Here is a 23,304-nt window from a genome sequence, read left to right on the forward strand (position 1 = left end):
CGGGCAGGGAGAAAACATGGAAGACATTTCCTTCCAGCATGTGTTCAGCCGTGTGTATAACTATCTGTGTGAGGCCGGCGTCGAAATGGCCAGTGAACAGTGCCGGCAGATGCTGCAGCTTATTGACGATGCCGTTGCCGAAGTTGGCGCGGACCAGGGCGGTCATCGCTTGTTGGAAAATGCGATGAACAAGCTACCGGATTACTTCACGGTTCCTGAAGTACAGATTCCCCCAGCCGCACCGCCCCTATGCCGGGGCAGCATCGGATATAGCCGCCGTGGATAACGCTGCAACGGAAACCCCCGTGAAACACCGATGGCGGATGGTTGCAAATGTGCGCCGAGCATTGTTGATGTTGTTCGTATTCGGTCAGACCGCCGTGGCATCTTATTACCTGCTTTGGGTGCTGCCGTACCACGGAGGCACTCTGCTGGAAATCGGCATGCTGGTGCTGTTCGCCATACTTTATATGTGGATTGCCGTTGGATTCTGGACAGCAGTATTCGGGTTCGTGATCAGGCTGACGGGCGGCGACCGCCACTCGATACTCAAACGCCACACGGAACCGGAGCTGATGGAAACGCCGCTGGCGAAAACAGCCGTGTTACTGCCCATCTACCACGAGCCGGTGCATTGGACCTTAAGCGGCCTGAAAGCTGTGTATCGGGATATCGAGCGCAGCGGCCAGATCGAACACTTCGAGTTTTACATACTCTCCGACAGCCGGGATCCAGACGTCTGGCTGGAAGAGCAGGTGGCATGGAACAACCTGGCTAAAGAGTTGGGCGCGGAGGGGCGGATTTTCTACCGCCGGCGCCCGGTGAATCTCAACTATAAAAGTGGCAACGTTGCGGATTTTCTCCGGCGCTGGGGTAAGCGCTCCAAGTATATGGTGGTGCTGGATGCCGATAGCCTTATGACCGGCAGTACCATTGTCCGCATGGTGCGGCTCATGGAGCGCGAGCCCGGTGTCGGTATTCTTCAAACCAATCCCAACATCATCAACGGCCAGTCGCTGTTTGCCCGGATCCAGCAGTTCGCCAATCGGTTTTACTCCACGTTGTTTGCGAATGGGCTGGCGGCCATCCAGATGGGGGACGCCGCATTCTGGGGCCACAACGCCATTCTCCGTATCGAACCTTTCATGAAACATTGTGGGCTGCGCAAGTTGCCGGGTATCGGGATCTTCGGTGGCCCTATTATGAGCCACGATTTTGTTGAGGCGGCATACATGGGGCGCGCCGGTTACGAAGTCTGGCTGGAGCCGGGGCTGGGTGGGAGTTATGAAGAATCGCCGCCAACACTGTCCGATGAGCTTGCCCGGGACAGCCGCTGGGCCAAAGGCAACCTTCAGCACCTGTGGATTATGTTGCGGGAGCCCAATCTCCGCTTCGCCCATCGTATGGCGTTTCTTAACGGCATCATGGCGTATGTGGCGTCACCGCTATGGCTGGGGTTCCTGATTCTTACCACGATTGCAGCCGCTGATATGACACTGTCGCCCATCGAATACTTTCCCGACGGCCATCAGGGGCTTTTCCCCCTCTGGCCTGAGTGGCGTCCCGAGTGGGCATTGGGTCTTGCTCTGAGTACGCTGGCCCTGCTGTTCCTGCCGAAATTCCTGGCTATTCTCGACGCCATGATCCACAGGTTCACCGGCGAGTTTGGTGGCCTGTTCCGCCTGTTCTGTAGCGTTATGCTGGAAATTATGATTTCAGTTTTGCTGGCGCCGCTGCGCATGTGGGCACACAGTCGTTATGTCGTCTCGGCACTGTTGAACGTGTCCCTTGAATGGGCAGGGCAGAACCGCACTGAGGAAACGACCTGGAAGGACGCCTTTATTACCCAGCTGCCGGGCATGCTGCTGGGTGGTGGCTGGTCCGCGTTCGCCTGGAGCCTCGACACCATGTTTTTCTTATGGTCGCTGCCCGTTGCTCTGCCGTTAATTCTGGCTGCGCCGACCGCGGTCTATCTCAGCCGGAATTCCCTCGGGCAGGCGCTAAGAAAGCGTCGGCTCCTGCTCATACCTGAGGAGAGCGTTGCCATGCCGCTGCTTGAAGACGCCGTGTTGTTCCGCTCCCGTGAAATTGTGAACTCAACCCTTACACCGCTTGAACAGGCGGTGTTGAGGCTTGACCACAACCGCCTGCACCAGGCGCTGGCCTGGGATCATCGGCTCGGTTCGCGCAAGGCAGAGCTGGAATCGTGCGTGGCACGATGTCTTCAAGACGGGCCGGATACGCTGTCACGTTCCGAAATGAGCCAGATTGCCAGAGACCGGCAATCACTGAAGGCGTTGCACGAAGGTGCCTGGCGTGCTTCCCCTGATAGCTTCTGGGGCCGATGTATCGGGCAGCTCAGTGCTCAATCCAAAGACACATAGGACCTCAGAACGAGGGGCAGAGCAGCATAGGATGAGAGATGCTATGGATCGACGAACGCTTATAAAAACCCTGATAGCCGGCCTTGGGGCGAGCGCGCTGCCGCTGGCGCCTTTGTTGTGGGCGCAGGAGTCTGAGGCTGGTAGTGGCGATAACGAGAAGCCCTTCAGCTATGCATGGCTGAAGGGACATGCGCGGGAATTGGCCGCTCAGCCTTATCTCTCTCATGAAGGTGAACTGCCGCAGAGCCTGAAACAATTATCCTGGGACGACTACCAGGCCATCCGGTTCCGGAAAGACCACGCGCTGTGGGCCGATAGCGAGTCTGCGTTTCAGGTACAACTTTTCCATTTGGGGCTATATTTTCAATCCCCTGTCATCATTCACGAAGTGATTGACGGCACAGCAACCACGCTTCGCTATAACCCCGATTTTTTTGATTACGAAGGCGAGCAGCCACTCGGCGATCTGCCGAGTAACCTGGGCTACGCGGGGTTCCGCCTCCACTATCAAACCAACTTCTCCCTGGATCTTGCGGCTTTCCTCGGTGCCAGCTACTTCCGTGCGGTGGGTTCAGAGATGCAGTACGGCATGTCTGCCCGGGGGCTCGCAATTGATACCGGTGTAAACGGCGAAGAGGAGTTCCCGAGGTTCAGTGCCTTCTGGCTGGAAAAGCCCCAACCCGGCAGCCAGGTAATGCGGGTGTGGGCGTTGCTCGATTCACCCAGCACAGCCGGTGCCTATGCTTTTGTTCTTGATCCTGGTCGCAACATGGTGATGGATGTAGACGTTGCACTTTATCCCCGTACGGAATTGAAACGTGCCGGCATTGCGCCTCTCACCAGCATGTACCAGGTAGGTGAAAACAACCGGCGCATGGATTACGACTGGCGATCCGAGATTCACGATTCCGATGGCCTGGCCATGCTGTCCGGCCGTGGCGAATGGATTTGGCGACCGCTTGAGAACCCGGCTCACCTGCGTTTTAACAGTTTCAGCGATAACAACCCCCAGGGCTTCGGGCTGCTGCAGCGTGATCGTAATTTTGACCACTATCAGGACGATGGCGTGTTCTACGAGCGCCGCCCCAGCGTATGGGTGCAGCCAAAAGGCGAGTGGGGTAAGGGCAGTATTGATCTGGTCGAGATTCCTACTGTGGATGAAACCTTCGATAACATCGTTGCGTTCTGGCACCCGGAGGCACCACTGAAGCCGGGGCAGGAGTATCTGTATGCCTACCGGTTGCACTGGGGCGAGCGTATGCCAGTCAGCCCGCAAGAACTTGCGACAGTGCAGGCAACCCGCACGGGGCTGGGCGGTGTTATTGGTCAAGATCGAGAGTACTTCTCCTGGCGGTTTGCCGTGGATTTTGCGGGAGGCGTACTCGATATGTTGGGCGATAATGCCGAAGTTGAGGCTGTCATCAGTGCGAGTCGCGGCGAGGTGGAAATAACCTCGGCGCGCCCATTGTCTGCAATCAATGGTTATAGAGGGATGTTTGACCTGGTTCCGGGCGACTCCGAAGAACCCGTTAACATCCGTATGTATCTTCGCCTGGGCGATGAGCCACTCACCGAAACATGGGTGTATCAGTACACGCCGCCACCTGTATCCGAGCGTAAGCTTTACTGATTCATCAACAATCAGTTAAACGGAACCGTTGGGATTGTTAACAATACTTGCTATGGATTGTTGACAATCCCCAATATCGGGCGTAAATTTTGACGAAATCACGCTCATATTGTCGACAAACTATGCCGGATATCATTTCTCAAACCTACACCCGTGCCGACGAGGCCTTTGATTGTCTGCAAACAGCGATCGTTAAAGGCGATCTTGCTCCGGGTGACAAAATCGGTGAGTTGGATCTGTGCTCGCGCTTCGAACTGACGCGCGGCCCGCTTCGAGAGGCTCTCGGCCGCCTCGAATCTCGCGGGCTTCTGGTTCGTCGGCCTCACGCTGGTGTGAAAGTCGTCTCTGTAAGCGCATCGGAACTGGTGGAGTTGTACCGCATACGGGAAGTCATGGAAGGCCTTGCAGCACGCCAGGCCGCGGAGCGCATGACCGACCAGGAAATTGCCGACCTTCAGGCTACTCTGGATACCCACGAAGCCATGATCGACGAAGCTCGCGGACAGGCCTATTATCAAGCCGAAGGGGACTACGATTTCCACCATCGTATTGCCACCGGCAGCCGGAATACAAAGCTTGCCCAGATGCTCCTTGGTGATCTGTACTACATGGTGCGAATGTACCGCTATCGGTTGAGCACCTCCGCCGGGCGCCCCCACCGTGCCCTTGGCGAACACCGTCGTATTGTTGAAGCCATTGCCCAGCGCGATGGTGAGCTTGCAGAATTTCTGATGAAAAGACACATCAACGCCGCTCGTGAAAACATCGAGAAAAAGATTCAGGAAGGCGTTTTATCTATCTGACGGTTTTAACCATCTGAAGAGAAGGAAAATAATATGTCCAGCAAACTCTCCCCGGGTGCGCGTTTCCGCAAAGCCCTGAAAGACAACAAGCCCCTGCAGATTGTGGGGACCATCAATGCCTACGCGGCCATGATGGCGGAAAAAGTCGGGCACCAGGCTATCTACCTTTCCGGCGGCGGCGTGGCGAACGCCTCCTATGGCCTGCCGGATCTGGGCATGACCAGCATGAACGATGTGGTAGAAGACGTGCGCCGCATTACCGCAGCAACCGACCTGCCGTTGCTCGTGGATATTGATACCGGCTGGGGCGGGGCGTTCAATATTGCCCGTACCATCCGGGAAATGGAACGCGCAGGCGCGGCGGCTGTTCACATTGAAGATCAGGTAGCCCAGAAGCGCTGTGGGCACCGCCCGAACAAGGAAATCGTTTCCAAAGAAGAAATGGTCGACCGCATCAAAGCAGCTGCCGATGCCCGGGTAGACAAAGACTTCTTTATCATGGCCCGTACCGATGCGTTCCAGAAGGACGGCCTGGAAGCGGCGATTGATCGCGCCAAGGCCTGTATTGAAGCCGGCGCCGACGGCATCTTCGCCGAAGCGGTTACCGAGCTGGAACACTACAAAGCCTTCTCTGAAGCCCTGGGTGACGTCCCGCTGCTGGCCAACATCACCGAGTTTGGTGCCACGCCTCTGTACAACCGTAAAGAGCTGGGCGAATCCGGTGCCAGCATGGTGTTGTACCCGCTCAGCGCCTTCCGCGCCATGAACAAAGCGGCCGTAACTGTGTACCAGAGCATTCTGGAGAAGGGCGACCAGAAAGACGTGGTTGATCTGATGCAGACCCGCATGGAACTCTACGATTACCTGAACTATCACGATTTCGAACAGAAGCTGGATCAGTTGTTCCAGCAGTCCAAATAATTAAGGGAGAGCAACCCATGGCAGAAGCAAAAAAATCAGGTGGCGCAGGCCTGCGCGGTCAGGTAGCGGGCGAAACCGCATTGTGCACCGTTGGTAAAACAGGCACGGGTCTGACTTATCGCGGTTACGACGTCAGCGATCTGGCAGACAACGCCCAGTTTGAAGAAGTCGCCTACCTGCTGCTGCGCGGCAAACTGCCGAACCAGCAGGAACTGGATGCCTACAAGAAAAAGCTTCAGACCCTGCGTGGGCTGCCCCACGCCCTGAAAACTGTTTTGGAAAACATCCCCAAAACCGCTCACCCGATGGACGTAATGCGCACCGGCTGCTCCATGCTGGGCAACCTGGAAACCGAGAAGGACTTTAGCGAGCAGGATGACAAGATCGACCGTATGCTGGCCTTGTTCCCGTCCATCATCACCTACTGGTACCGTTTCGCCCACGAAGGCGTGCGCATTGAAACCAGCAGTGATGTGGACTCCATTGGTGGCCATTTCCTCGAGCTGCTTCATGGTAAAAAGCCGAGTGAACTGCACGAGCGGGTGATGAACGTGTCGTTGATCCTCTACGCCGAGCACGAATTCAACGCCTCCACCTTCACCGCGCGCGTCTGCGCCTCCACGCTGTCTGACATTCACAGCTGTGTGACCGGTGCAATCGGCACCTTGCGTGGCCCACTGCACGGTGGCGCTAACGAAGCGGCCATGGAACTGATCCAGAAATTCCAGAGTGCTGATGAGGCCGAGAAAGGCGTGATGGGTATGCTCGAGCGGAAGGAAAAGATCATGGGCTTCGGCCACGCGGTCTACACCGAGTCCGATCCCCGCAACGTGATCATCAAGAAGTGGTCTGAAAAGCTGTCCAGGGAAGCGGGCGATACGGTTCTGTACCCGGTATCCGTGCGCTGCGAAGAAGTTATGTGGCGCGAGAAAAAGCTGTTCTGTAATGCTGACTTCTTCCATGCCTCGACTTATCACTTCATGGGCATCCCGACCGAGCTGTTCACGCCGATTTTCGTTATGTCCCGCGTGTCCGGCTGGACCGCCCACGTGAAAGAGCAGCGCGCCAACAACCGGATAATCCGCCCAAGCGCCGATTACACTGGCCCGGACCATGCTGAATGGCTGCCGATTGATAAGCGCGCATAATTCAAGGGATACGACTTTTCTCATGAACACAAACTATCGCAAACCCCTCCCAGGCACAGACCTGGACTATTTCGACACCCGCGAGGCTGTTGAAGATATCCAGGCTGGCGCCTATGACAAGCTTCCGTACACCTCCAGAATCCTGGCCGAACAGCTTGTTCGCCGCTGCGATCCGGATGCTCTGACGGATTCCCTGAAACAGCTCATCGAACGCAAACGCGATCTCGACTTTCCCTGGTACCCGGCCCGTGTGGTCTGCCACGACATCCTGGGCCAGACCGCTCTGGTAGATCTGGCTGGCCTGCGCGATGCCATTGCCGAGAAGGGCGGTGATCCCGCCAAAGTGAACCCGGTTGTTCCCACGCAGCTAATCGTGGATCACTCCCTGGCCGTCGAACACGCTGGCTTTGAGGCCGACGCATTCGAGAAAAACCGGGCTATCGAAGACCGCCGCAACGACGACCGTTTCCACTTCATCAACTGGACCAAAACCGCGTTCAAGAACGTGGATGTGATCCCGCCCGGCAACGGCATCATGCACCAGATCAATCTGGAGAAAATGTCTCCGGTGGTGCAGGCGCGCGTAGATGGGGAAGGCAAGCGGGTTGCCTTCCCGGATACCTGCGTCGGCACAGACAGCCACACGCCAATGGTGGACGCCCTGGGCGTTATCTCCGTGGGTGTGGGTGGTCTGGAAGCCGAGAGCGTAATGCTTGGCCGCGCCTCCATGATGCGCCTGCCGGATATCGTAGGTGTTGAGCTTGCGGGCAAACTGCAGCCGGGCATTACCAGCACAGACATGGTACTGGCCCTGACCGAGTTCCTGCGTAAAGAGCGTGTAGTAGGTGCCTACCTGGAATTCTACGGCGAAGGCGCAGACAGCCTGACCATTGGAGACCGCGCCACCATCTCCAACATGACGCCGGAATACGGTGCTACAGCCGCGATGTTCTACATTGATGGCCAGACCATCGACTACCTGAAGCTGACTGGCCGTGAAGACGAGCAGGTGGCTCTGGTAGAACAGTACGCCAGGCACACGGGTCTCTGGGCAGATGCCCTGAAAACCGCTGAGTACGAGCGCGTTCTGAAGTTTGATCTCTCCACCGTTGCCCGCACACTGGCCGGCCCGTCGAACCCACACGCGCACCTGCCGACCTCCGAGCTCACAGAGCGCGGGATTGCCGGGGAGTGGGTGAAAGAAGAGGGCAAAATGCCCGATGGCGCCGTTATCATCGCTGCTATCACCAGCTGTACGAACACCAGCAACCCGCGCAACATGGTGGCTGCCGGCCTTATTGCCCGTAACGCCAACAGGCTGGGCCTGACCCGCAAGCCCTGGGTGAAGTCCTCGCTGGCCCCGGGCTCCAAAACCGTCAAAATGTACCTGGAAGACGCCAAGCTCTTGTCCGAGCTGGAAAACCTCGGCTTTGGCGTAGTGGCCTTTGCCTGCACCACCTGTAACGGCATGAGCGGTGCGCTGGATCCGGTCATCCAGAAAGAAGTCGTTGATCGCGATTTGTACGCAACGGCGGTTCTATCCGGTAACCGCAACTTCGACGGCCGGATTCACCCCTATGCCAAGCAGGCGTTCCTTGCGTCACCGCCGTTGGTAGTGGCCTACGCGATTGCCGGCACTATCCGCTTCGACATCGAAAAAGACGTGCTGGGCTACGACAAAGACGGCAACCCCGTCACCCTGAAAGACATCTGGCCGGATGATGCAGAAATCGACGCCATCGTGAAACAGTCGGTGAAGCCGGAGCAGTTCCGCAGCACCTACATCCCGATGTTCGACATCACCCGTGATGCCCAGGCCAACACCAATCCGCTGTATGACTGGCGGCCAACGAGCACCTACATCCGCCGCCCGCCATACTGGGAAGGCGGTATGGTCGGCGAGAAGATGCTCAAAGGCATGCGCCCGCTGGCCGTGCTGCCAGACAACATCACCACGGATCACCTGTCGCCGTCCAACGCCATCATGATGGACAGCGCCGCCGGTGAATACCTGCACAAAATGGGCCTGCCGGAGGTCGACTTTAACTCCTACGCAACCCACCGTGGCGACCACCTGACGGCACAGCGTGCAACCTTTGCCAACCCGAAACTGTTCAACGAAATGGTGTTGGATGAAAACGGGAACGTGAAACAAGGTTCTTACGCGCGGATCGAGCCGGAAGGCAAGGTCACCCGCATGTGGGAAGCCATTGAAACCTACATGGAGCGCAAGCAGCCACTGATCATCATCGCCGGTGCGGACTACGGCCAGGGCTCGTCCCGTGACTGGGCCGCGAAAGGCGTGGCGCTGGCAGGTGTTGAAGCGATTGTCGCTGAAGGGTTCGAGCGTATTCACCGGACCAATCTGGTCGGTATGGGTGTTATGCCTCTGCAGTTTGAGGAAGGCACCACACGCAAAACCCTGGATATTGAAGGGACAGAAACCTTTGATGTGGAAGGCACGGCTGCACCTGGAGCGAAACTGACTCTGGTTATCCACCGCAAGAACAACAGCACCGAGCGAGTGCCGGTTATTTGCAGGCTGGATACGGCGGAGGAGCTGTCGATTTATTCTGCTGGTGGCGTGTTGCAGCGTTTTGCTGAGGACTTCCTGCAGTCGGAAGGGGCGGCTTAAAATGCCACACACTCCCCAAATCAAAATCCCCGCCACATACATGCGTGGCGGCACCAGCAAAGGCGTGTTCTTTCGCCTCGCCGACCTCCCGGAAAAAGCCCAAACACCAGGCCCAGCTCGGGATAACATGCTTCTGCGAGTCATCGGCAGCCCGGACCCCTACCAGAAGCAAACCGACGGCATGGGCGGCGCCACTTCCAGCACCAGCAAAACGGTCATCCTGAGTAAAAGCACCCAACCGGATCACGATGTGGATTATCTGTTCGGGCAGGTGAGCATTGATAAACCCTTTGTAGACTGGAGCGGCAACTGCGGCAACCTCACAGCAGCGGTGGGCGCGTTCGCCATCAACAGCGGCTTCGTGGCCAAAGACCGTATCCCGGAAAACGGCACCGCAGTTGTTCGAATCTGGCAGGCCAACATCCACAAAACCATCATTGCCAATGTACCCATCACCAACGGCGAAGTGCAGGAAACCGGCGATTTTGAGCTGGACGGAGTGACTTTTCCGGCGGCAGAAGTTCAGGTCGAATTCATGGACCCGGCCGATGGCGAAGGCTCCATGTTCCCGACTGGCAATCTGGTGGATGAACTGGAAGTACCGGGCGTTGGTACCCTGAAAGCCACCATGATCAATGCCGGCATTCCAACCGTATTCATCAATGCGGCTGAAGTTGGCTATAAAGGATCGGAGCTGCAGGACGATATCAACAGCGACCCCAAAGCTCTGACGATGTTCGAAACAATCCGTGCCTACGGTGCTTTGAAAATGGGGTTGATCCAGAACATTGAAGAAGCTGAATCCCGGCAGCACACCCCGAAAGTAGCCATCGTAGCGCCACCGGCCGACTACACTTCATCAAGCGGCAAGAAGATTGCTGCAGGTGACATTGATGTGCTGGTTCGCGCACTGTCCATGGGCAAGCTACATCACGCCATGATGGGTACAGCTGCAGTCTCAATCGCAACCGCAGCGGCTATTCCCGGAACGCTGGTAAACCTGGCGGCTGGTGGCGGTGATCGTACCTCGGTCACCTTCGGCCATCCTTCAGGCACGCTGCAGGTAGGCGCAGAAGCAAAAGAAGTGAACGGTCAGTGGACAGCCACCAAGGCCATCATGAGCCGCAGCGCCCGCATTCTGATGGAGGGCTGGGTACGCATACCAGGGGAGGCCTGAACCTTAAACCCTTCACCTCAAAACACGAGCCCCGAAAGGAGGAACCGATATGTCTGCAACCTTCGATCTCAACGAACGGCCCGATTACGATGACGTTCTGCAGCAGATTGCAGACTACGTTCTGACCTATCGGGTGAAAAGTAAAGAAGCCTGGAACACGGCACGCAATTGCCTGATGGACACCCTCGGCTGTGGTCTGCTGGCGTTGCGTTTCCCGGAGTGCACGAAGCACCTTGGGCCGTTGGTGGAAGGCACGGTTGTTCCCCACGGCGCCCGTGTTCCCGGTACATCATTCCGCCTTGATCCCATGAAGGCAGCTTGGGATATAGGCTGCATCGTGCGCTGGCTGGATTATAACGACACTTGGTTAGCCGCCGAGTGGGGGCACCCTTCGGATAACCTGGGCGGCATCCTGGCAGTGGCCGATCACCTGTCCCAGAAGCGAGTGGCCGAGGGTAAATCCCCCATCGCCATGAAAGCGGTTCTGGAGGCAATGATCATGGCCCACGAAATCCAGGGCGTGCTTGCTCTGGAAAATTCGTTCAACCGGGTAGGGCTGGATCACGTAGTGCTGGTTAAGGTCGCCTCCACGGCGGTCACTGCAAAGCTTATGGGTGCTAACCGAGAGCAGCTTCTATCGGCGCTTTCCCACGCCTGGGCAGACGGGCAGGCTTTGCGAACCTATCGCCACGCCCCCAATGCCGGTTCCCGTAAATCCTGGGCCGCCGGCGACGCCACCTCACGGGCCGTTCGCCTGGCGGATATCGCCATGCGCGGCGAGATGGGGATTCCCGGAGTACTGACAGCTCCCCAGTGGGGCTTCTACGATGTGTTGTTCAGCAAAACCAATAAAGACCAGGCACTCAAGCCGGACGACAAGCGCGGGTTTTCCTTGCCGCAGGAATTTGGCTCCTACGTAATGGAAAACATTCTGTTCAAGATTTCCTTTCCGGCGGAGTTCCACGCCCAGACGGCTGCCGAGGCAGCTGTAACGCTCCATCCGCAAATAAAAGACCGGCTCGACGAGATCGACCGAATCGTTATAACCACCCACGAATCCGCCATTCGTATTATTTCCAAGCAAGGCAAGCTGGCAAACGCGGCCGACCGTGACCATTGCCTGCAGTACATGACAGCAGTACCGCTGATTTTTGGCAATCTAACCGCGGATCATTACGAAGACAGCTTCCACAATGCGCACCCGGAAATCGATACGCTGCGGGAAAAGATGGAAATAATTGAAGACGAGCGCTACACCCGTGAATATCTGGAGGCAGATAAGCGCTCAATTGCGAATGCGGTTCAGGTCTTCTTCAAGGACGGTTCCAGCACAGACAACATTGCGGTGGAATATCCCGTTGGCCATCGTCGGCGGAGAAAAGAGAGTATTCCTCTGCTGGAAGACAAGTTCCGGGCCAATCTGGCGACCCGTTTCCCAGCGCAACGATGCGGCCGGATTTTTGACTTGTGCCGGGAGCAAAAGGATCTGGAGATCACACCCGTTCAAGAATTTGTGGATCTTTTCGTTATTTAACCGCACGCATTAGCTGAAAATTCTTGTAGCTAAGAGCTCTCGCCCGGTTCTATTTTCTACCGGGTGAGAGTGGTTTGACGTTATCTGGCTTGCCGATGTTGTCCCTGCGGGAAGATTGCTCGTCCGGGAAAATCGTGGCAAGGCGGCCATCAATTCTCTCCAGCGCTTCTGCCATGCGCAACAGAGCGCTGGTTACGCCAGCCATCTCGCCTGCCATATCACCCTTGGGTTGCCCACTGTGCTCCGGAACGTGATGTTCCCGCTTCCTGAGCTCGGCTGTTTTGGGGGTATTTGCCGGTAGTTCGTCTCCCAGCAAATCCCTGCGAATGGATTTGAGGTCGTGAGGGTCTATAAACGGCCGGTCTTCGGAGTAGGCACACATCATCATGCCGTCACACAGCTTGTTAATCAGCCGGGGGATGCCTTTGCTCAGCTTGTGTATCTCACGAACGGTATCGGTATCAAAAAGCTTGTTACCACCGTGGCCGGAAACCAGAAGCCGGTAATCAATGTACTCGGTGGTTTCTGCGAGTGTCAGGCCTTCCAGGTGGAAAAACAGTTTTACCCGCTGGGCAAGCTGGGGGATATCCAGAACGGCCTGTTTCAGCTCGGGCTGGCCAAGCAAGATAACCCGCATTGAAGGCCCGCCCATGCTTTCCATTCCGGCCAGCATGCGAACATCTTCAAGGTTTTCACGGGTCAGATTCTGCGCTTCGTCAATGGTCAGCACCACAGGCGTACCGGCGTTGGCCATTTTTTCCAGGTAGTCGGTAATCTGAAACAGCATGGCAACCTTGCTGTCGTCCTCCACCTTCATCCCGGCCTTGCGAAGAATCAGGCCAAACAGATCCTTCGATTCCAGGTTGGTGTAGGAAATATTGAGAAGCTTCAGGTTGCCTTCAAGGTTACGGATGGTCTTTTTCAGCAAGGTTGTCTTACCGGAGCCGATCTCACCGCTGATAACCACAAAGCCTTCAGAGCTCCAGATCGCCGAAGACATGTACACATAAGCCCGGGAGTGTTGCTGGCTCATGTAAATAAAATCGTCTTCCGGCGTAATGCGGAAGGGGTGTCTGTGGAGACCGAAAAATTCCAGATACATGTTCAGTTCCTGTCCCTGAGTCAGGCGAGGCGGATCAATTGATCGCTGCGCAGCAGGGTTTTGTCTGGTTCGTAGGCATTATAACTTTCGCTCACGGTTCCGAACCGGAAATCCCCGAGTAAGCGCTCGAGGCGATCATGGCACTGATCCAGATTAGTATAATGCCGGAAGCGTGAGAACCAGCTTGCGTTATTGTAACGTGGCTGCTCCGGATCTATTTCCCAGGGGTGCAGATAAAACATCTGGGGCCGGGCACCAAAGCCCGATGCGTTGCGGAACAGGTAGCGAAACACCGGGTAGGGGAACTGGCGAAAATAACCGCCCCCGGCCGCCGGTATGGAAAGCCCCATTATATGGGCTGTGGTCAGCGGAAACTCCCGGATAATGGCACCGCTGGCGGTTTCAATGGAATAGGGCGCAGACGGTGAATCGGGTATGCCGTAACGATCGTGTCGTATGGGGAAAATACTCGAATCCCAGGTAAAGCCTGCTTCACTCAGTATATCCAGTGCCCAGAGAGACTCCCGGGTAATGGAGTAACTTGCGGCGCGGTATCCTTCTATGGCTTTGCCGGTAATGTCTTCCAGCAGGGCTTTGGAACGCAGGGTTTCTTCCCGGAATACGTCCTGAGTCTGATTGTAAATGAGCTGATGACTGTAACCGTGGGAGGCTATCTCGTGCCCATGGTCGGACAACCTGCGGATGAGTGCCGGAAATCTCTCTGCAACCCACCCGAGCACAAAAAAGGTTGCTTTCACCTGATGCTTGTCAAACAGGGCTAGCAGGCGTTCTGTGTTCTGTTCGACTCTGGAAGGCAGAGTGTCCCACTGATCCGGCCTTATTACGCCGGAAAGTGCAGCAACGTGGAAGTAGTCTTCTACGTCTATGCTCATGGCATGTAAGGGTGAGGATGGTTCCGTTTCAGGCATGGGCTCTCCTTTTCAGTGGTACCGATAGCCAACAATACCGATGGATCAATTTTCCCCTACTGACCGTGTAAATACAATTCTTGATACAAGCAATTCCCTTCGCCAGGAAAAACAATGTAAAACTCTGTTACCAAAAGATACAATGAGTTGTGATTACATCTTGCTCAGCGCAAAATAGGGCCGCATGATAAAAAGGAGCCGGTGGTAAGGGGTCGCTCATTGTCAGACTGAGTGTTCACCGCCGGAGAATGTGATGTTGGTCTGTCGCACGGTGTATAAAGTGTTGTGCAGGCGACAAGGAAGTTCGGCGTGTCCTATATACGGTTTCGGAAACACTACCTTCATATTCCCTATCTGGTGCTTGGTGCGCTGGAGTTCGTCGTTCTATACGCAATTTTTACTTTTCTATCACCGCTGCTTTCGTTTGCGGGCGTCGGCTACCCTTCTGTTGATACAAATATCCTGTCAGCGAGTCTTTTCGCACTGATCCTGAGCTGTGGAACGCTTGCCATGGGAGGTTATCTCTCTATGGTTCATGAAAGCGTTTCAGCGCTGTTTTTCCGCACTTTGGTTGCCTACTGCTTTGTCGGCGGAATCGGGCTGAAATTACTCTATCTGGTGCTTCCTTCGGCAAACCCAGGCAGTACCAACCTGTTCTGGGCAGCCCTTCTGGCGTCACTGGTTGTTATCCTGCTGCGGCTGGCCTTCCTGAAAATTGTTGATTCAGAGCAGCTGGTTCGCCGCGTGGTGATTTTCGGCGCTGGCGATTTTGCGGCCAGCTTGCTGGATGAGTACGAGCGCAACATGCGTGCGCTCGGCGTCAGGATCATCGGTTGTATCGCTGATAACCCGAACGGTGCCGTGGATGCAGACAAACTGCTGCCAACACCCTATGACTTTTATCAGTTCTGCAAGCAGAACCGGGTTTCCGAAATTGTCATCGCCCAGCAGGAACGCCGGCGCAACGAAGGCGGTTGGCTGCCCGTGCCGGACCTGATGGAGTGCAAGCTGCGGGGCATTGCCATAACCAACGGCATCGATTTCTACGAGCGTGAACTCAAGAAAGCCAAGCTGGACATGGTGCATCCGTCCTGGATTGTGTTTTCCGAGGGGTTCAAAGCCTCAAAAACCCGTGCTTTCACCAAACGATCCCTGGATCTGTTGATCAGCCTCACGCTTTTGGCGGTGATGCTGCCGTTTGTTATTCTCACGGCTATTGCGGTGTTCCTGGAAACCGGACGGCCCATACTCTACAGCCAGACCCGGGTCGGAATGCTGGGTAAAGAGTTTCGCATCTACAAGTTTCGCAGCATGCGGCAGGATGCAGAAAAAGACGGCAAGGCGCGCTGGGCTTCGGCTAACGACAACCGCGTTACCCGGGTAGGAGCGTTCATACGCAACACCCGCCTGGATGAGCTGCCGCAGATCTATAATGTCATTAAAGGCGAAATGAGCATCGTCGGGCCGCGCCCGGAAAGGCCGGAGTTTGTCTCGGAACTGAAAGAAAAGATTCCGTTTTACGACACCCGGCATTATGTAAAGCCTGGCTTAATGGGCTGGGCACAACTTAAATATCCCTATGGTGCATCGGTTGAAGACGCCCGGGGCAAGCTGGAGTACGATCTTTACTACTCCAAGAATCACAGCCTTATGATGGATTTTCTGATCATGATCCAGACCGTGGAAGTCATCCTCCTGGGTAAAGGCGTTCGATAATAAACTGGCGAAGAAAAACAAGGATTTGGAGAGCGTTTATGACTGTTTATACGTTAATGCGGGCGAGCTTGATTGCGGTTTTGGGGCTGTTCATGTCGGCTTGCTCTGGCCTGCCGTCTTCTGCGGAAATGCCGCCGGCCTCTGAGCTGGAAGCCGAGCCTTACGAGATAGGGGTAGGCGATACTGTTTCTATCCACGTTTGGCGCAACCCTGAACTGGGCCAGTCCATCGTGGTTCGCCCGGATGGCTTTATCTCCATGCCTCTGATGGGTGATGTAAAAGCAGAAGGCAAAAGGCCGGAAGAACTGGCGGCTGAAATCAACGACACCCTCGGCGAGTATATCCGTACCCCGGAAGTGACCGTGATGGTTACCAACCCGAGCAGTAAAGAGTTTCGTAACCGGATCCGGGTTACCGGCCAGGTCGCTTCGCCGCAATCAGTTGCCTTCCTGCCAGGCATGACGGTGCTGGACGTTGTACTGATGGCCGGCGGTGTTACAGATTTTGCCGCCGACAGTCGCGCTGTTCTGCATCGTAAGATCGATGGTGAATACCAGAGTTTCGGCCTGGATCTCAGAGCCATTCTCACCGATGGCGACATGCGTACGAACCACAGTCTGCAGCCGGGTGACGTAATCAGCGTGCCCCGTAAGCAGCTGTTCCGGGGCGAGCTCTGATGGATATACAGTTCATAATTGACACCCTCCGTGCGGTAAAGCTCGAGCTTTACCGGCACAGGTTGGCAGCGGTCATCATTTTTATGACCGTGACAGCCGGGGTGTTGACGCTGGGCTATGTAACACCGAAGAGTTATACCTCTCAGGCAGTGCTGTACGCAGACCAGTCCAACATTCTCCAGCCATTGCTCCAGGGCAAGGCTGAGTTGACTCAGCTCGATCGCATCAACGAAGCCCGGGAAATGATGCAAAGCCGTTCGTTTCTGGAGCAGATTGCTCTGGACACCGGGCTGATCAGAGGCGGTGAAACGGATGCTGTCCAGAACGGAAAGATCAGTGATCTGCGCAAGCAGGTCGGTATTCGGGTATCAAACCGGAATTTTCTTGAACTGAGCTATACCAGTGGGAGCCCGGACGAGTCCTTCCAGGTTCTCAGCGCGGTACTGAACCGTTTTATTGAACGCACTGTGCGCAAAAAGCGTTCCGAGAGCCAGGGCGCATTCGAGTTTATCGATTCCCAGGTTAAAACCTACCAGCGCCAGCTTGAGGAGGCCGAGCAGCGGTTGAAGGAATTCAAATCCGCGAATCAGGATGGCACCGAGAGCAGTGTTCTCGCCCGAATTGAGAACCTGCGCCGGGATATCGAAAATCTCAAACTGGAGATTCAGCAAACCGAATCCGAAGTTCAGCTTACCCGCCGTCAGCTTGAAGATGAGCAGCCCGTAAGGCGCATAACGGTCGACCCGGGCAAATCATCTGCCGAGCGACGATTGGTCGCTATGCGTCAGGAATTGGATTCGTTGTTGTTGCGCTATCATGAACGTCACCCGGATGTGGTGAGTGTTCAGGCTCAGATTGCAGATCTGGAAAAACGCGTCTCCACACAAACCGACGATGATCGTGACGGTAGCGTTACCGAGGTCATGGAAAACCCGGTTTACGAAAACCTTAAAATTCAGCTGTCCGACAGCTCAACGCGCCTGGCCGTGCAAAAAAACCGCCTGGCGTCTTTGGAGCGGCTTCTTGAGGAAGCGTTCGTACGTTCTCAGCGGGTTGCAGAGAACCAGGCGCAGTTTTCCGAGCTTACGCGGGACTACGATGTGACTCGCGGTGTCTACGAAGACATGCTTCAGCGCCGGGAAAAAGCACGGTTGTCCATGACTCTGGATGTGCAGGGTGAGGGCGTAAGCTACAAAATTCAGGAACCGGCTTCCTACCCGACGCACTGGGATGGGTTGCAACTCTATCAGGTAGGCCTTGCCGGCCCCTTCCTTGGCAGCGCCATGGTGCTGGGCTTGCTGGTTATGCTGGTGATGTTTGATCAGCGCTTACGTTCACCCCGGGCACTGCAACTCGCCCTGCCGGAATCCATCCCGGTGCTGACCACAATTCCCCATTACCGCAGCACCTGGAAAGACCGTTTGCTGCGTAAGGATGTCCTCTCAATCCTGTTCATACTGGCGATTTTCATGACAGCGTATCTCGCCGTTCTGGTTTTCAGCGTTATGGGTATTACCCCGGAACAATTGATCAACAAAGCCGGCGAATTAACCGGGCTAGGGCTTGGGGGAGGAAGCAATTGATGGATGACAACAAACTCTACAATGCGCTTCTGAAAAGCCAGGACGAACGCCGTCGGCTCGAACACGACCGCGGAGAAGCAAAGGCTGAAGATAATTTTCGCAAAGAGCGACCCTACGCAGGCGCGGAGCGGGACAAGCCTGACTGGAATCGTGTGGAGACTGATGGCAGTGAACAGCCTCCCACGGTTTACGATTCGTCGGTATCCCTTGCGCTGATCGGTAACCCGAACCCCTGGAGCCGTGAACAGTTACGGGAGCGGAAAATAATCTATTCCGGCATGCCCGATAAAGCCGTGATGGACGCTTATCGCGAGCTACGTATACAGCTGCGTAACCGGGCAGGCGAGGGTAATTTCACGGTGATGTTCAGTAGCCTGGGCACTGGCCCCGGCGGGCTTCTGACAGCTTTTAACCTGGCGGCTGCCTTCGGGCTGGATTCCCATAGCTCAGCGTTGCTCGTGGATTGCGATCCCTACAACAAGGAACTGCCAGGCCTGGTTTCAACTCCGATGGATGCCGGCGTTACGGATTTCGTCGGCGATCGCTCGCTGACGATCAAATCCATTATTTACCCCAGTGGTGTTGAGCGCCTCTCGGTGATTCCTGCGGGTACTCAGGCGTCCTCGGCGGTTGAGTTGTTTTCTGCCGTGCGCATGCGCGAGCTGATTATCGAGTTGAAAACCCGTTATCCGGACCGTTGTATTGTGTTAAATGCGCCGCCTTTCCGGGAAAACACGGAAGCAAGGATTCTTGAACGCTTTGCAGATCAGATCGTCTTCGGTGTTCCTTTCGGAGAAGTCACCGGAGAAATCATTGCAGATTCGGTAGACGCACTTGGGTCTGATAAATTTTCCGGCCTGATTTTTCAGGAGTAGCCCCATGGAACGCAGAGCAGGGATTGCAAACAAATACAGCCTCACCACGTTCTTCCTTGGTGCCTGTTGCATAGCCTGGCCCTCTGGCGCAACCGCGCAGAGCCTCAGTGAGAGTGTCAAAACACTCTCCGGTTCGGCCTCGGTGTTTACCGGCGTTACGCACACCCGAACGGACCAGGGTACGTCAACCGACACTAATACCGAACCCAGCGTCGGGTTGTCCGGGCAAGTGGGCGGTACTCTGGAAAGAGGCGCCAACTCCCTTGCTTTGCAATATGGCGGAACTCTGGAAACCAGCCGGGACACAGCCGGCGGAGATCAAACGGACAACAGCTCCATCACCGGCGCCTCCCGGTATACGCACTTTGACCCCAGTAGCCGCTTCGATTTTAATCTCGGGCACACAGTCAGCTCCGTGCGTAACGACACAGGCTTTGTGGTCAATCCTTCCAGTTACGACACCCAAAATACCCTGAGCGCGGGCGCGGGGCTGCGTTTTTATCCAGGCGAGCTTTCAACACTGCGGTTTTCCGCCCAGGCAGGTCGTAGTTTCGGTAAGGACTCTCTCAACGACCAGGAGTCCTATACGGCCACCAGTGAATTTTCACGAAGGCTGAGTGAGCGTTCCACGGGCAGCCTGAACGTTAGCCGCAGCTGGTCTGACGAACGTGGTACTGATATCACCATTGATTCCGCGCAGCTGGTCTACAACCTGCAGATGGAAAGCGGGTACTTCAGCATAGGTGCCGGCGGCAGCAACGCGGACACGGAATACACCGGCGGAACCACGAGCCAATACGATGCGGTAACCGGTTTTGTGGAGCGCGGATGGGTAACATCTGACTGGCGTACGTCGATAAAATACGAGCGCAGCATGTCGGACAGCGCCACCGATCTTTCCCTGAACCTGCCACCTGTTTTCTCCTTTCTGCCGGACACTGTGAAGCTGCGAGATCTCTCCGTTGTTGATTCGCTGTTGATTACCCACAATACCCAACAGGTCTGTGATGTCTGCAACCTTGGAGTCTATGCAGAGGGTTCTATCCTCGAGTCGCAGTTATCCGGAGCTACTACTCACGAGTACCGTGTGGGTGTTGATCTGGGATTTCAGTTAACCGCGTTACAGCGGCTGAACTTCGGGTATAGCTGGCAAGGTGATGCGGATGAAGATGCCAGCGTCATTGTTGATCAGATCCACCGGTTTACCACCGCCTGGACACGACAGCTGGCTGAAAATACAAGCTTCGGCGTTGAGTTCAGGCAATCCTATCTGCGCTCAAAGTTAGCAGCCAGAAGCGATCAGGATCAGTTCGAGCTGCGCTTTGTACTGAGTCGCGGCTTCGCATTAAGCGGGCTACGTTGATCACAACTATGTTTGAACAAAAAAAGGAAATACGACTACCTCCGGAGACACCGCCACAACTGATTGTGGTGATCGACACCGAAGAGGAGTTTGACTGGAACGCGGAACCAGACGCCAACGCAAACCGGGTTTCTGCCATGGCGCACATCGATCGCGCCCAGAAAATCTTTAACGAATATGGCATTTGCCCCTGCTACGTTATTGATTATCCGGTGGCCAGCCAGTCCCAGGGCTATGAGTTGCTGAAGCAGTTTGCAGAAAAAGGACAGTGCGAAATCGGAGCGCACCTCCATCCCTGGGTGAATCCACCCCAGGAAGAAGAAGTGACGCGATCAAACATGTATCCCGGAAATCTGCCCGAAGCCCTGGAGCGGGAGAAACTCCGGATTCTTAGCGAAACCATCAAGCAGAACTTTGGCCAGGCACCTGTGGCCTACAAGGCTGGGCGATATGGTTTTGGGCCGAATACCACAGGCATTCTTCAGGAACTGGGGTTCGGTATTGATTTGTCCGTTTGTCCACCTCTGGATTCCCGGGCAGACGGCGGCCCGGACTATCGCAGATTCGATGCGCACCCGTTCTGGTTCGGCGGTTCGGATAAACCCATTCTGGAGGTTCCCTGTACCGGAGGCTTTATCGGCTGGGCGCATCCCGTGGCGATTCCGCTGTTCGAGGTTGCACAGCGTTTGCGTAAGTTCAAAGCGCCAGGGATTTTATCCCGGATCGGCGCGGTCGACAGGCTCATGCTGTCTCCGGAAGGTTTCACGCCAGCAGAACACATCAAACTCGCAAGGGCGCTCTACAAACAGGGCGTGCGCACATTTACCTGGAGCTTTCACAGCCCCAGCGTCGTGCCCGGCAATACCAGTTACGTTCAGAATGAGGCCCAGCTAAAGGCGTTTCTGGACAGTTTTCGACAGTTTTTCGATTTCTTTTTTAATGAATTAGGCGGGCAGGCGTCATCGCCGAATCGCATCCGCAAGTATATGGAGAGTAAGGCATGAAGGTGCTCGGGATATCCCCGCTAGACAAAGATTCAACCGTCTCAATTGTAGAGGACGGCAACATTCTCTTTGCCGCCGGCGAAGAACGTTTTTCCAGAGTTAAACAACAGTCAGGCTTTCCGCGCCTGGCTCTGGAAAAAGCGCTTTCATACACCGGTCTCTCCATGAGCGATTTTGATCAGGTGTGCTATCCGTTTCTCACCGCGGAAAACGAGCAAAAGCTGTTCACAAAAAACCTTGAGGATGAGAAAGCCTTTATAAAAACCTTTCAGCCCAAGGATCTGAGCCCACAAATCAAAGAGGCGCTGAGCCGGGTGCCTGATCGTAATGAGCCCATTCACGGCCTTGAGCACCCGAACGCCATTATGGAAAAGGGGTTTCTGCACAACTCCTATTACAACATGGCGGGCGTTCAGAAACTGGCCTCCAACAACGCGGCCCTGAAGTCCTCCCGGCAATGGGGCGAAGGTGCCACAGAGTCATTCCAGCAATGGGAAAAGGAGCTTACTCAAGGCCTGAGCGAAATGGGTTGGACAGGTTCCATCAAACGGATGGACCATCACCTGTCCCACGCGGCAAACAGCTTTTTTTGCAGTGGCTATGAGCGCGCGCTCTGTGTGACTCTGGATGGTTATGGTTCCGGGCTGGCCGGTTCTGTCAGTGAGGCCCGTGATGGCAAAATTCATCGCCTGCACGGCCTGCCGTTCCCGAATTCCCTCGGTACGCTGTACGAGCATGTTACCTCCAGCCTCGGGTTCAAACCCAGTCGCCACGAAGGCAAAATTGTCGGCCTGGCGTCTTACGGTGATCCGAGCATCCTGGGGGATATCCTGCTCTCCCGTATTGAACAGACGCCTGGAGATTTCCGGATTTACGAAGCCAATAACGTGTACTTCTCCCGTTATCTCGCGTCGAAGTTTCCGAAAATTGACGTGGCTGCCGCCTACCAGTATGTGCTCGAGAAAGTGGCGACCAACTATATCCGCTACTGGGTAGAGAAGACCGGGATCGACAACATCGTGCTCTCGGGCGGCGTAACCGCGAACGTAAAACTGAACCAGCGCATTTTTGAAATCGAAGGTGTGAACAACATCTTCGTTTACCCGAATATGGGCGATGGTGGCTGCGGCACGGGCGCTGCGCTCTACCATAGCTGGCCGGGCGGGGTAAAACCCTCTATCACCAACGCCTACATGGGGCCGGACTATTCCGAAGCCGAGATCGAAAAGGCGCTGAAGGCCGAGAAGCTTCAATATCGCCGGCCCGAGCATCTTGCCGCAGAGGTTGCAGCGCTGATTCACAGCGGCGAAGTAGTGGCACGATTTGACGGCCGTATGGAATACGGCCCCAGATCTTTGGGCAATCGCTCCATTCTTTATCATGCCCGTGAGCCAGAGGTGAACCAGTGGCTGAACAAGCGCCTGGGCCGCACCGAGTTCATGCCGTTTGCCCCGGTTACCCTCTACGAAGCCCGGGAAAAGTGCTATCACAACATCAAGGGTGCCGAGCACGCAGCCGAGTTCATGACGGTCACCTTTGACTGTACCGAATTCATGCGCGAAAACTGCCCGGCTGCTGTGCATGTGGATGGCACAGCCCGGCCCCAGCTTATCCAGCGTGAAGCCAATCCGGGTTACTACGACATCCTGAAAGAATATGAAAAGCTCAGTGGTATCCCCAGCCTGATTAACACCAGCTTCAACATGCATGAAGAGCCTATCGTCAACTCTCCGGAGGACGGTGTGAGAGCCTTCATTCAAGGCGCGCTGGATTATCTTGCGATAGGCCCATTCCTGGTAAAACACCCGAACCCGGGGCACTGA

The 23,304-nt window shown here is 55.6% G+C and carries 18 protein-coding genes; 16 read left to right on the forward strand and 2 right to left on the reverse strand.

Going from position 1 to position 23,304, the window contains the following annotated elements; translation table 11 throughout:
- The first annotated feature begins 16 nt into the window (after window positions 1-16).
- The 9 genes from BUA49_RS10430 to prpD all read left to right on the forward strand — a co-directional run bounded on the left by BUA49_RS10430 (window position 17) and on the right by prpD (window position 12,232).
- Window positions 17-286, forward strand: a complete 270-nt coding sequence (locus BUA49_RS10430; RefSeq protein ID WP_072797098.1) for a hypothetical protein — start codon at window positions 17-19, stop codon at window positions 284-286.
- Between the two features lie 19 nt (window positions 287-305).
- Window positions 306-2,384, forward strand: a complete 2,079-nt coding sequence (mdoH, locus tag BUA49_RS10435) for a glucans biosynthesis glucosyltransferase MdoH (RefSeq protein ID WP_407656677.1) — start codon at window positions 306-308, stop codon at window positions 2,382-2,384.
- Window positions 2,385-2,427: 43 nt separating this feature from the next.
- Window positions 2,428-4,014, forward strand: a complete 1,587-nt coding sequence (locus tag BUA49_RS10440; protein WP_084063534.1) for a glucan biosynthesis protein — start codon at window positions 2,428-2,430, stop codon at window positions 4,012-4,014.
- A 122-nt stretch (window positions 4,015-4,136) separates the two neighbouring features.
- Window positions 4,137-4,817, forward strand: a complete 681-nt coding sequence (locus BUA49_RS10445) for a GntR family transcriptional regulator (RefSeq protein ID WP_072797101.1) — start codon at window positions 4,137-4,139, stop codon at window positions 4,815-4,817.
- 33 nt (window positions 4,818-4,850) lie between these two features.
- Entirely contained in the window at window positions 4,851-5,738 is an 888-nt protein-coding gene (gene prpB / locus BUA49_RS10450; protein ID WP_072797102.1) for a methylisocitrate lyase, read from the forward strand.
- A gap of 17 nt (window positions 5,739-5,755) precedes the next feature.
- A complete protein-coding gene (prpC, locus tag BUA49_RS10455; RefSeq protein ID WP_072797103.1) occupies window positions 5,756-6,886 on the forward strand; it encodes a bifunctional 2-methylcitrate synthase/citrate synthase in 1,131 nt (376 codons plus the stop codon).
- 22 nt (window positions 6,887-6,908) lie between these two features.
- The gene (gene acnD, locus BUA49_RS10460) at window positions 6,909-9,521 is read left to right on the forward strand and encodes a Fe/S-dependent 2-methylisocitrate dehydratase AcnD (RefSeq protein ID WP_072797105.1); all 2,613 of its coding nucleotides are present in this window, start codon (window positions 6,909-6,911) and stop codon (window positions 9,519-9,521) included.
- Window position 9,522: 1 nt separating this feature from the next.
- The gene (gene prpF / locus BUA49_RS10465) at window positions 9,523-10,698 is read left to right on the forward strand and encodes a 2-methylaconitate cis-trans isomerase PrpF (RefSeq protein WP_072797107.1); all 1,176 of its coding nucleotides are present in this window, start codon (window positions 9,523-9,525) and stop codon (window positions 10,696-10,698) included.
- Window positions 10,699-10,747: 49 nt separating this feature from the next.
- Window positions 10,748-12,232, forward strand: a complete 1,485-nt coding sequence (prpD, locus tag BUA49_RS10470) for a 2-methylcitrate dehydratase (RefSeq protein WP_072797109.1) — start codon at window positions 10,748-10,750, stop codon at window positions 12,230-12,232.
- A gap of 49 nt (window positions 12,233-12,281) precedes the next feature.
- On the opposite strand, the gene BUA49_RS10475 is transcribed toward prpD, so the two are convergent.
- Together BUA49_RS10475 and BUA49_RS10480 are read right to left on the reverse strand one after the other, a co-directional pair.
- The gene (locus BUA49_RS10475) at window positions 12,282-13,334 is read right to left on the reverse strand and encodes an ExeA family protein (protein ID WP_072797111.1); all 1,053 of its coding nucleotides are present in this window, start codon (window positions 13,332-13,334) and stop codon (window positions 12,282-12,284) included.
- A gap of 20 nt (window positions 13,335-13,354) precedes the next feature.
- The gene (locus BUA49_RS10480) at window positions 13,355-14,263 is read right to left on the reverse strand and encodes an XrtA system polysaccharide deacetylase (RefSeq protein ID WP_072797112.1); all 909 of its coding nucleotides are present in this window, start codon (window positions 14,261-14,263) and stop codon (window positions 13,355-13,357) included.
- A gap of 309 nt (window positions 14,264-14,572) precedes the next feature.
- On the opposite strand from BUA49_RS10480, the gene BUA49_RS10485 reads away from it, so the two are divergent.
- From BUA49_RS10485 to BUA49_RS10515, 7 genes are read left to right on the forward strand one after another with little or no spacing between them, the layout of a single operon-like run.
- On the forward strand, window positions 14,573-15,979 hold the full coding sequence (locus BUA49_RS10485; protein WP_072797114.1) for a TIGR03013 family XrtA/PEP-CTERM system glycosyltransferase: 1,407 nt from the start codon (window positions 14,573-14,575) through the stop codon (window positions 15,977-15,979).
- Between the two features lie 38 nt (window positions 15,980-16,017).
- Window positions 16,018-16,656 (forward strand): XrtA/PEP-CTERM system exopolysaccharide export protein, encoded by a 639-nt coding sequence (locus tag BUA49_RS10490; protein ID WP_072797116.1) that lies wholly within the window; start codon window positions 16,018-16,020, stop codon window positions 16,654-16,656.
- The gene (locus BUA49_RS10495; protein ID WP_072797118.1) at window positions 16,656-18,239 is read left to right on the forward strand and encodes an XrtA system polysaccharide chain length determinant; all 1,584 of its coding nucleotides are present in this window, start codon (window positions 16,656-16,658) and stop codon (window positions 18,237-18,239) included. The genes BUA49_RS10490 and BUA49_RS10495 overlap by 1 nt, the downstream gene beginning before the upstream one ends.
- A complete protein-coding gene (locus BUA49_RS10500; protein WP_072797120.1) occupies window positions 18,239-19,114 on the forward strand; it encodes a P-loop NTPase family protein in 876 nt (291 codons plus the stop codon). Before BUA49_RS10495 ends, BUA49_RS10500 begins: the two co-directional genes overlap by 1 nt.
- Window positions 19,115-19,118: 4 nt before the next feature.
- A complete protein-coding gene (locus tag BUA49_RS10505) occupies window positions 19,119-20,477 on the forward strand; it encodes a hypothetical protein (RefSeq protein ID WP_072797139.1) in 1,359 nt (452 codons plus the stop codon).
- Between the two features lie 8 nt (window positions 20,478-20,485).
- Entirely contained in the window at window positions 20,486-21,481 is a 996-nt protein-coding gene (locus BUA49_RS10510; protein ID WP_072797141.1) for a polysaccharide deacetylase family protein, read from the forward strand.
- A complete protein-coding gene (locus BUA49_RS10515; RefSeq protein ID WP_072797144.1) occupies window positions 21,478-23,304 on the forward strand; it encodes a carbamoyltransferase family protein in 1,827 nt (608 codons plus the stop codon). Before BUA49_RS10510 ends, BUA49_RS10515 begins: the two co-directional genes overlap by 4 nt.

Origin of the sequence: Marinobacter antarcticus (assembly GCF_900142385.1) — a bacterium.
In the GTDB taxonomy this organism is placed as follows: domain Bacteria; phylum Pseudomonadota; class Gammaproteobacteria; order Pseudomonadales; family Oleiphilaceae; genus Marinobacter; species Marinobacter antarcticus.

Bases quoted from the DNA above. Each gene is read 5' to 3' on its own strand.
- BUA49_RS10500 (WP_072797120.1), top strand. From the start codon at position 18,239: ATGGATGACAACAAACTCTACAATGCGCTTCTGAAAAGCCAGGACGAA.
- prpB (WP_072797102.1), top strand. From the start codon at position 4,851: ATGTCCAGCAAACTCTCCCCGGGTGCGCGTTTCCGCAAAGCCCTGAAA.
- prpC (WP_072797103.1), top strand. From the start codon at position 5,756: ATGGCAGAAGCAAAAAAATCAGGTGGCGCAGGCCTGCGCGGTCAGGTA.
- acnD (WP_072797105.1), top strand. From the start codon at position 6,909: ATGAACACAAACTATCGCAAACCCCTCCCAGGCACAGACCTGGACTAT.
- prpF (WP_072797107.1), top strand. From the start codon at position 9,523: ATGCCACACACTCCCCAAATCAAAATCCCCGCCACATACATGCGTGGC.
- BUA49_RS10440 (WP_084063534.1), top strand. From the start codon at position 2,428: ATGGATCGACGAACGCTTATAAAAACCCTGATAGCCGGCCTTGGGGCG.
- BUA49_RS10430 (WP_072797098.1), top strand. From the start codon at position 17: ATGGAAGACATTTCCTTCCAGCATGTGTTCAGCCGTGTGTATAACTAT.
- BUA49_RS10475 (WP_072797111.1), bottom strand. From the start codon at position 13,334: ATGTATCTGGAATTTTTCGGTCTCCACAGACACCCCTTCCGCATTACG.
- BUA49_RS10515 (WP_072797144.1), top strand. From the start codon at position 21,478: ATGAAGGTGCTCGGGATATCCCCGCTAGACAAAGATTCAACCGTCTCA.
- BUA49_RS10490 (WP_072797116.1), top strand. From the start codon at position 16,018: ATGACTGTTTATACGTTAATGCGGGCGAGCTTGATTGCGGTTTTGGGG.
- BUA49_RS10495 (WP_072797118.1), top strand. From the start codon at position 16,656: ATGGATATACAGTTCATAATTGACACCCTCCGTGCGGTAAAGCTCGAG.
- prpD (WP_072797109.1), top strand. From the start codon at position 10,748: ATGTCTGCAACCTTCGATCTCAACGAACGGCCCGATTACGATGACGTT.
- BUA49_RS10510 (WP_072797141.1), top strand. From the start codon at position 20,486: ATGTTTGAACAAAAAAAGGAAATACGACTACCTCCGGAGACACCGCCA.
- BUA49_RS10445 (WP_072797101.1), top strand. From the start codon at position 4,137: ATGCCGGATATCATTTCTCAAACCTACACCCGTGCCGACGAGGCCTTT.
- BUA49_RS10480 (WP_072797112.1), bottom strand. From the start codon at position 14,263: ATGCCTGAAACGGAACCATCCTCACCCTTACATGCCATGAGCATAGAC.
- BUA49_RS10505 (WP_072797139.1), top strand. From the start codon at position 19,119: ATGGAACGCAGAGCAGGGATTGCAAACAAATACAGCCTCACCACGTTC.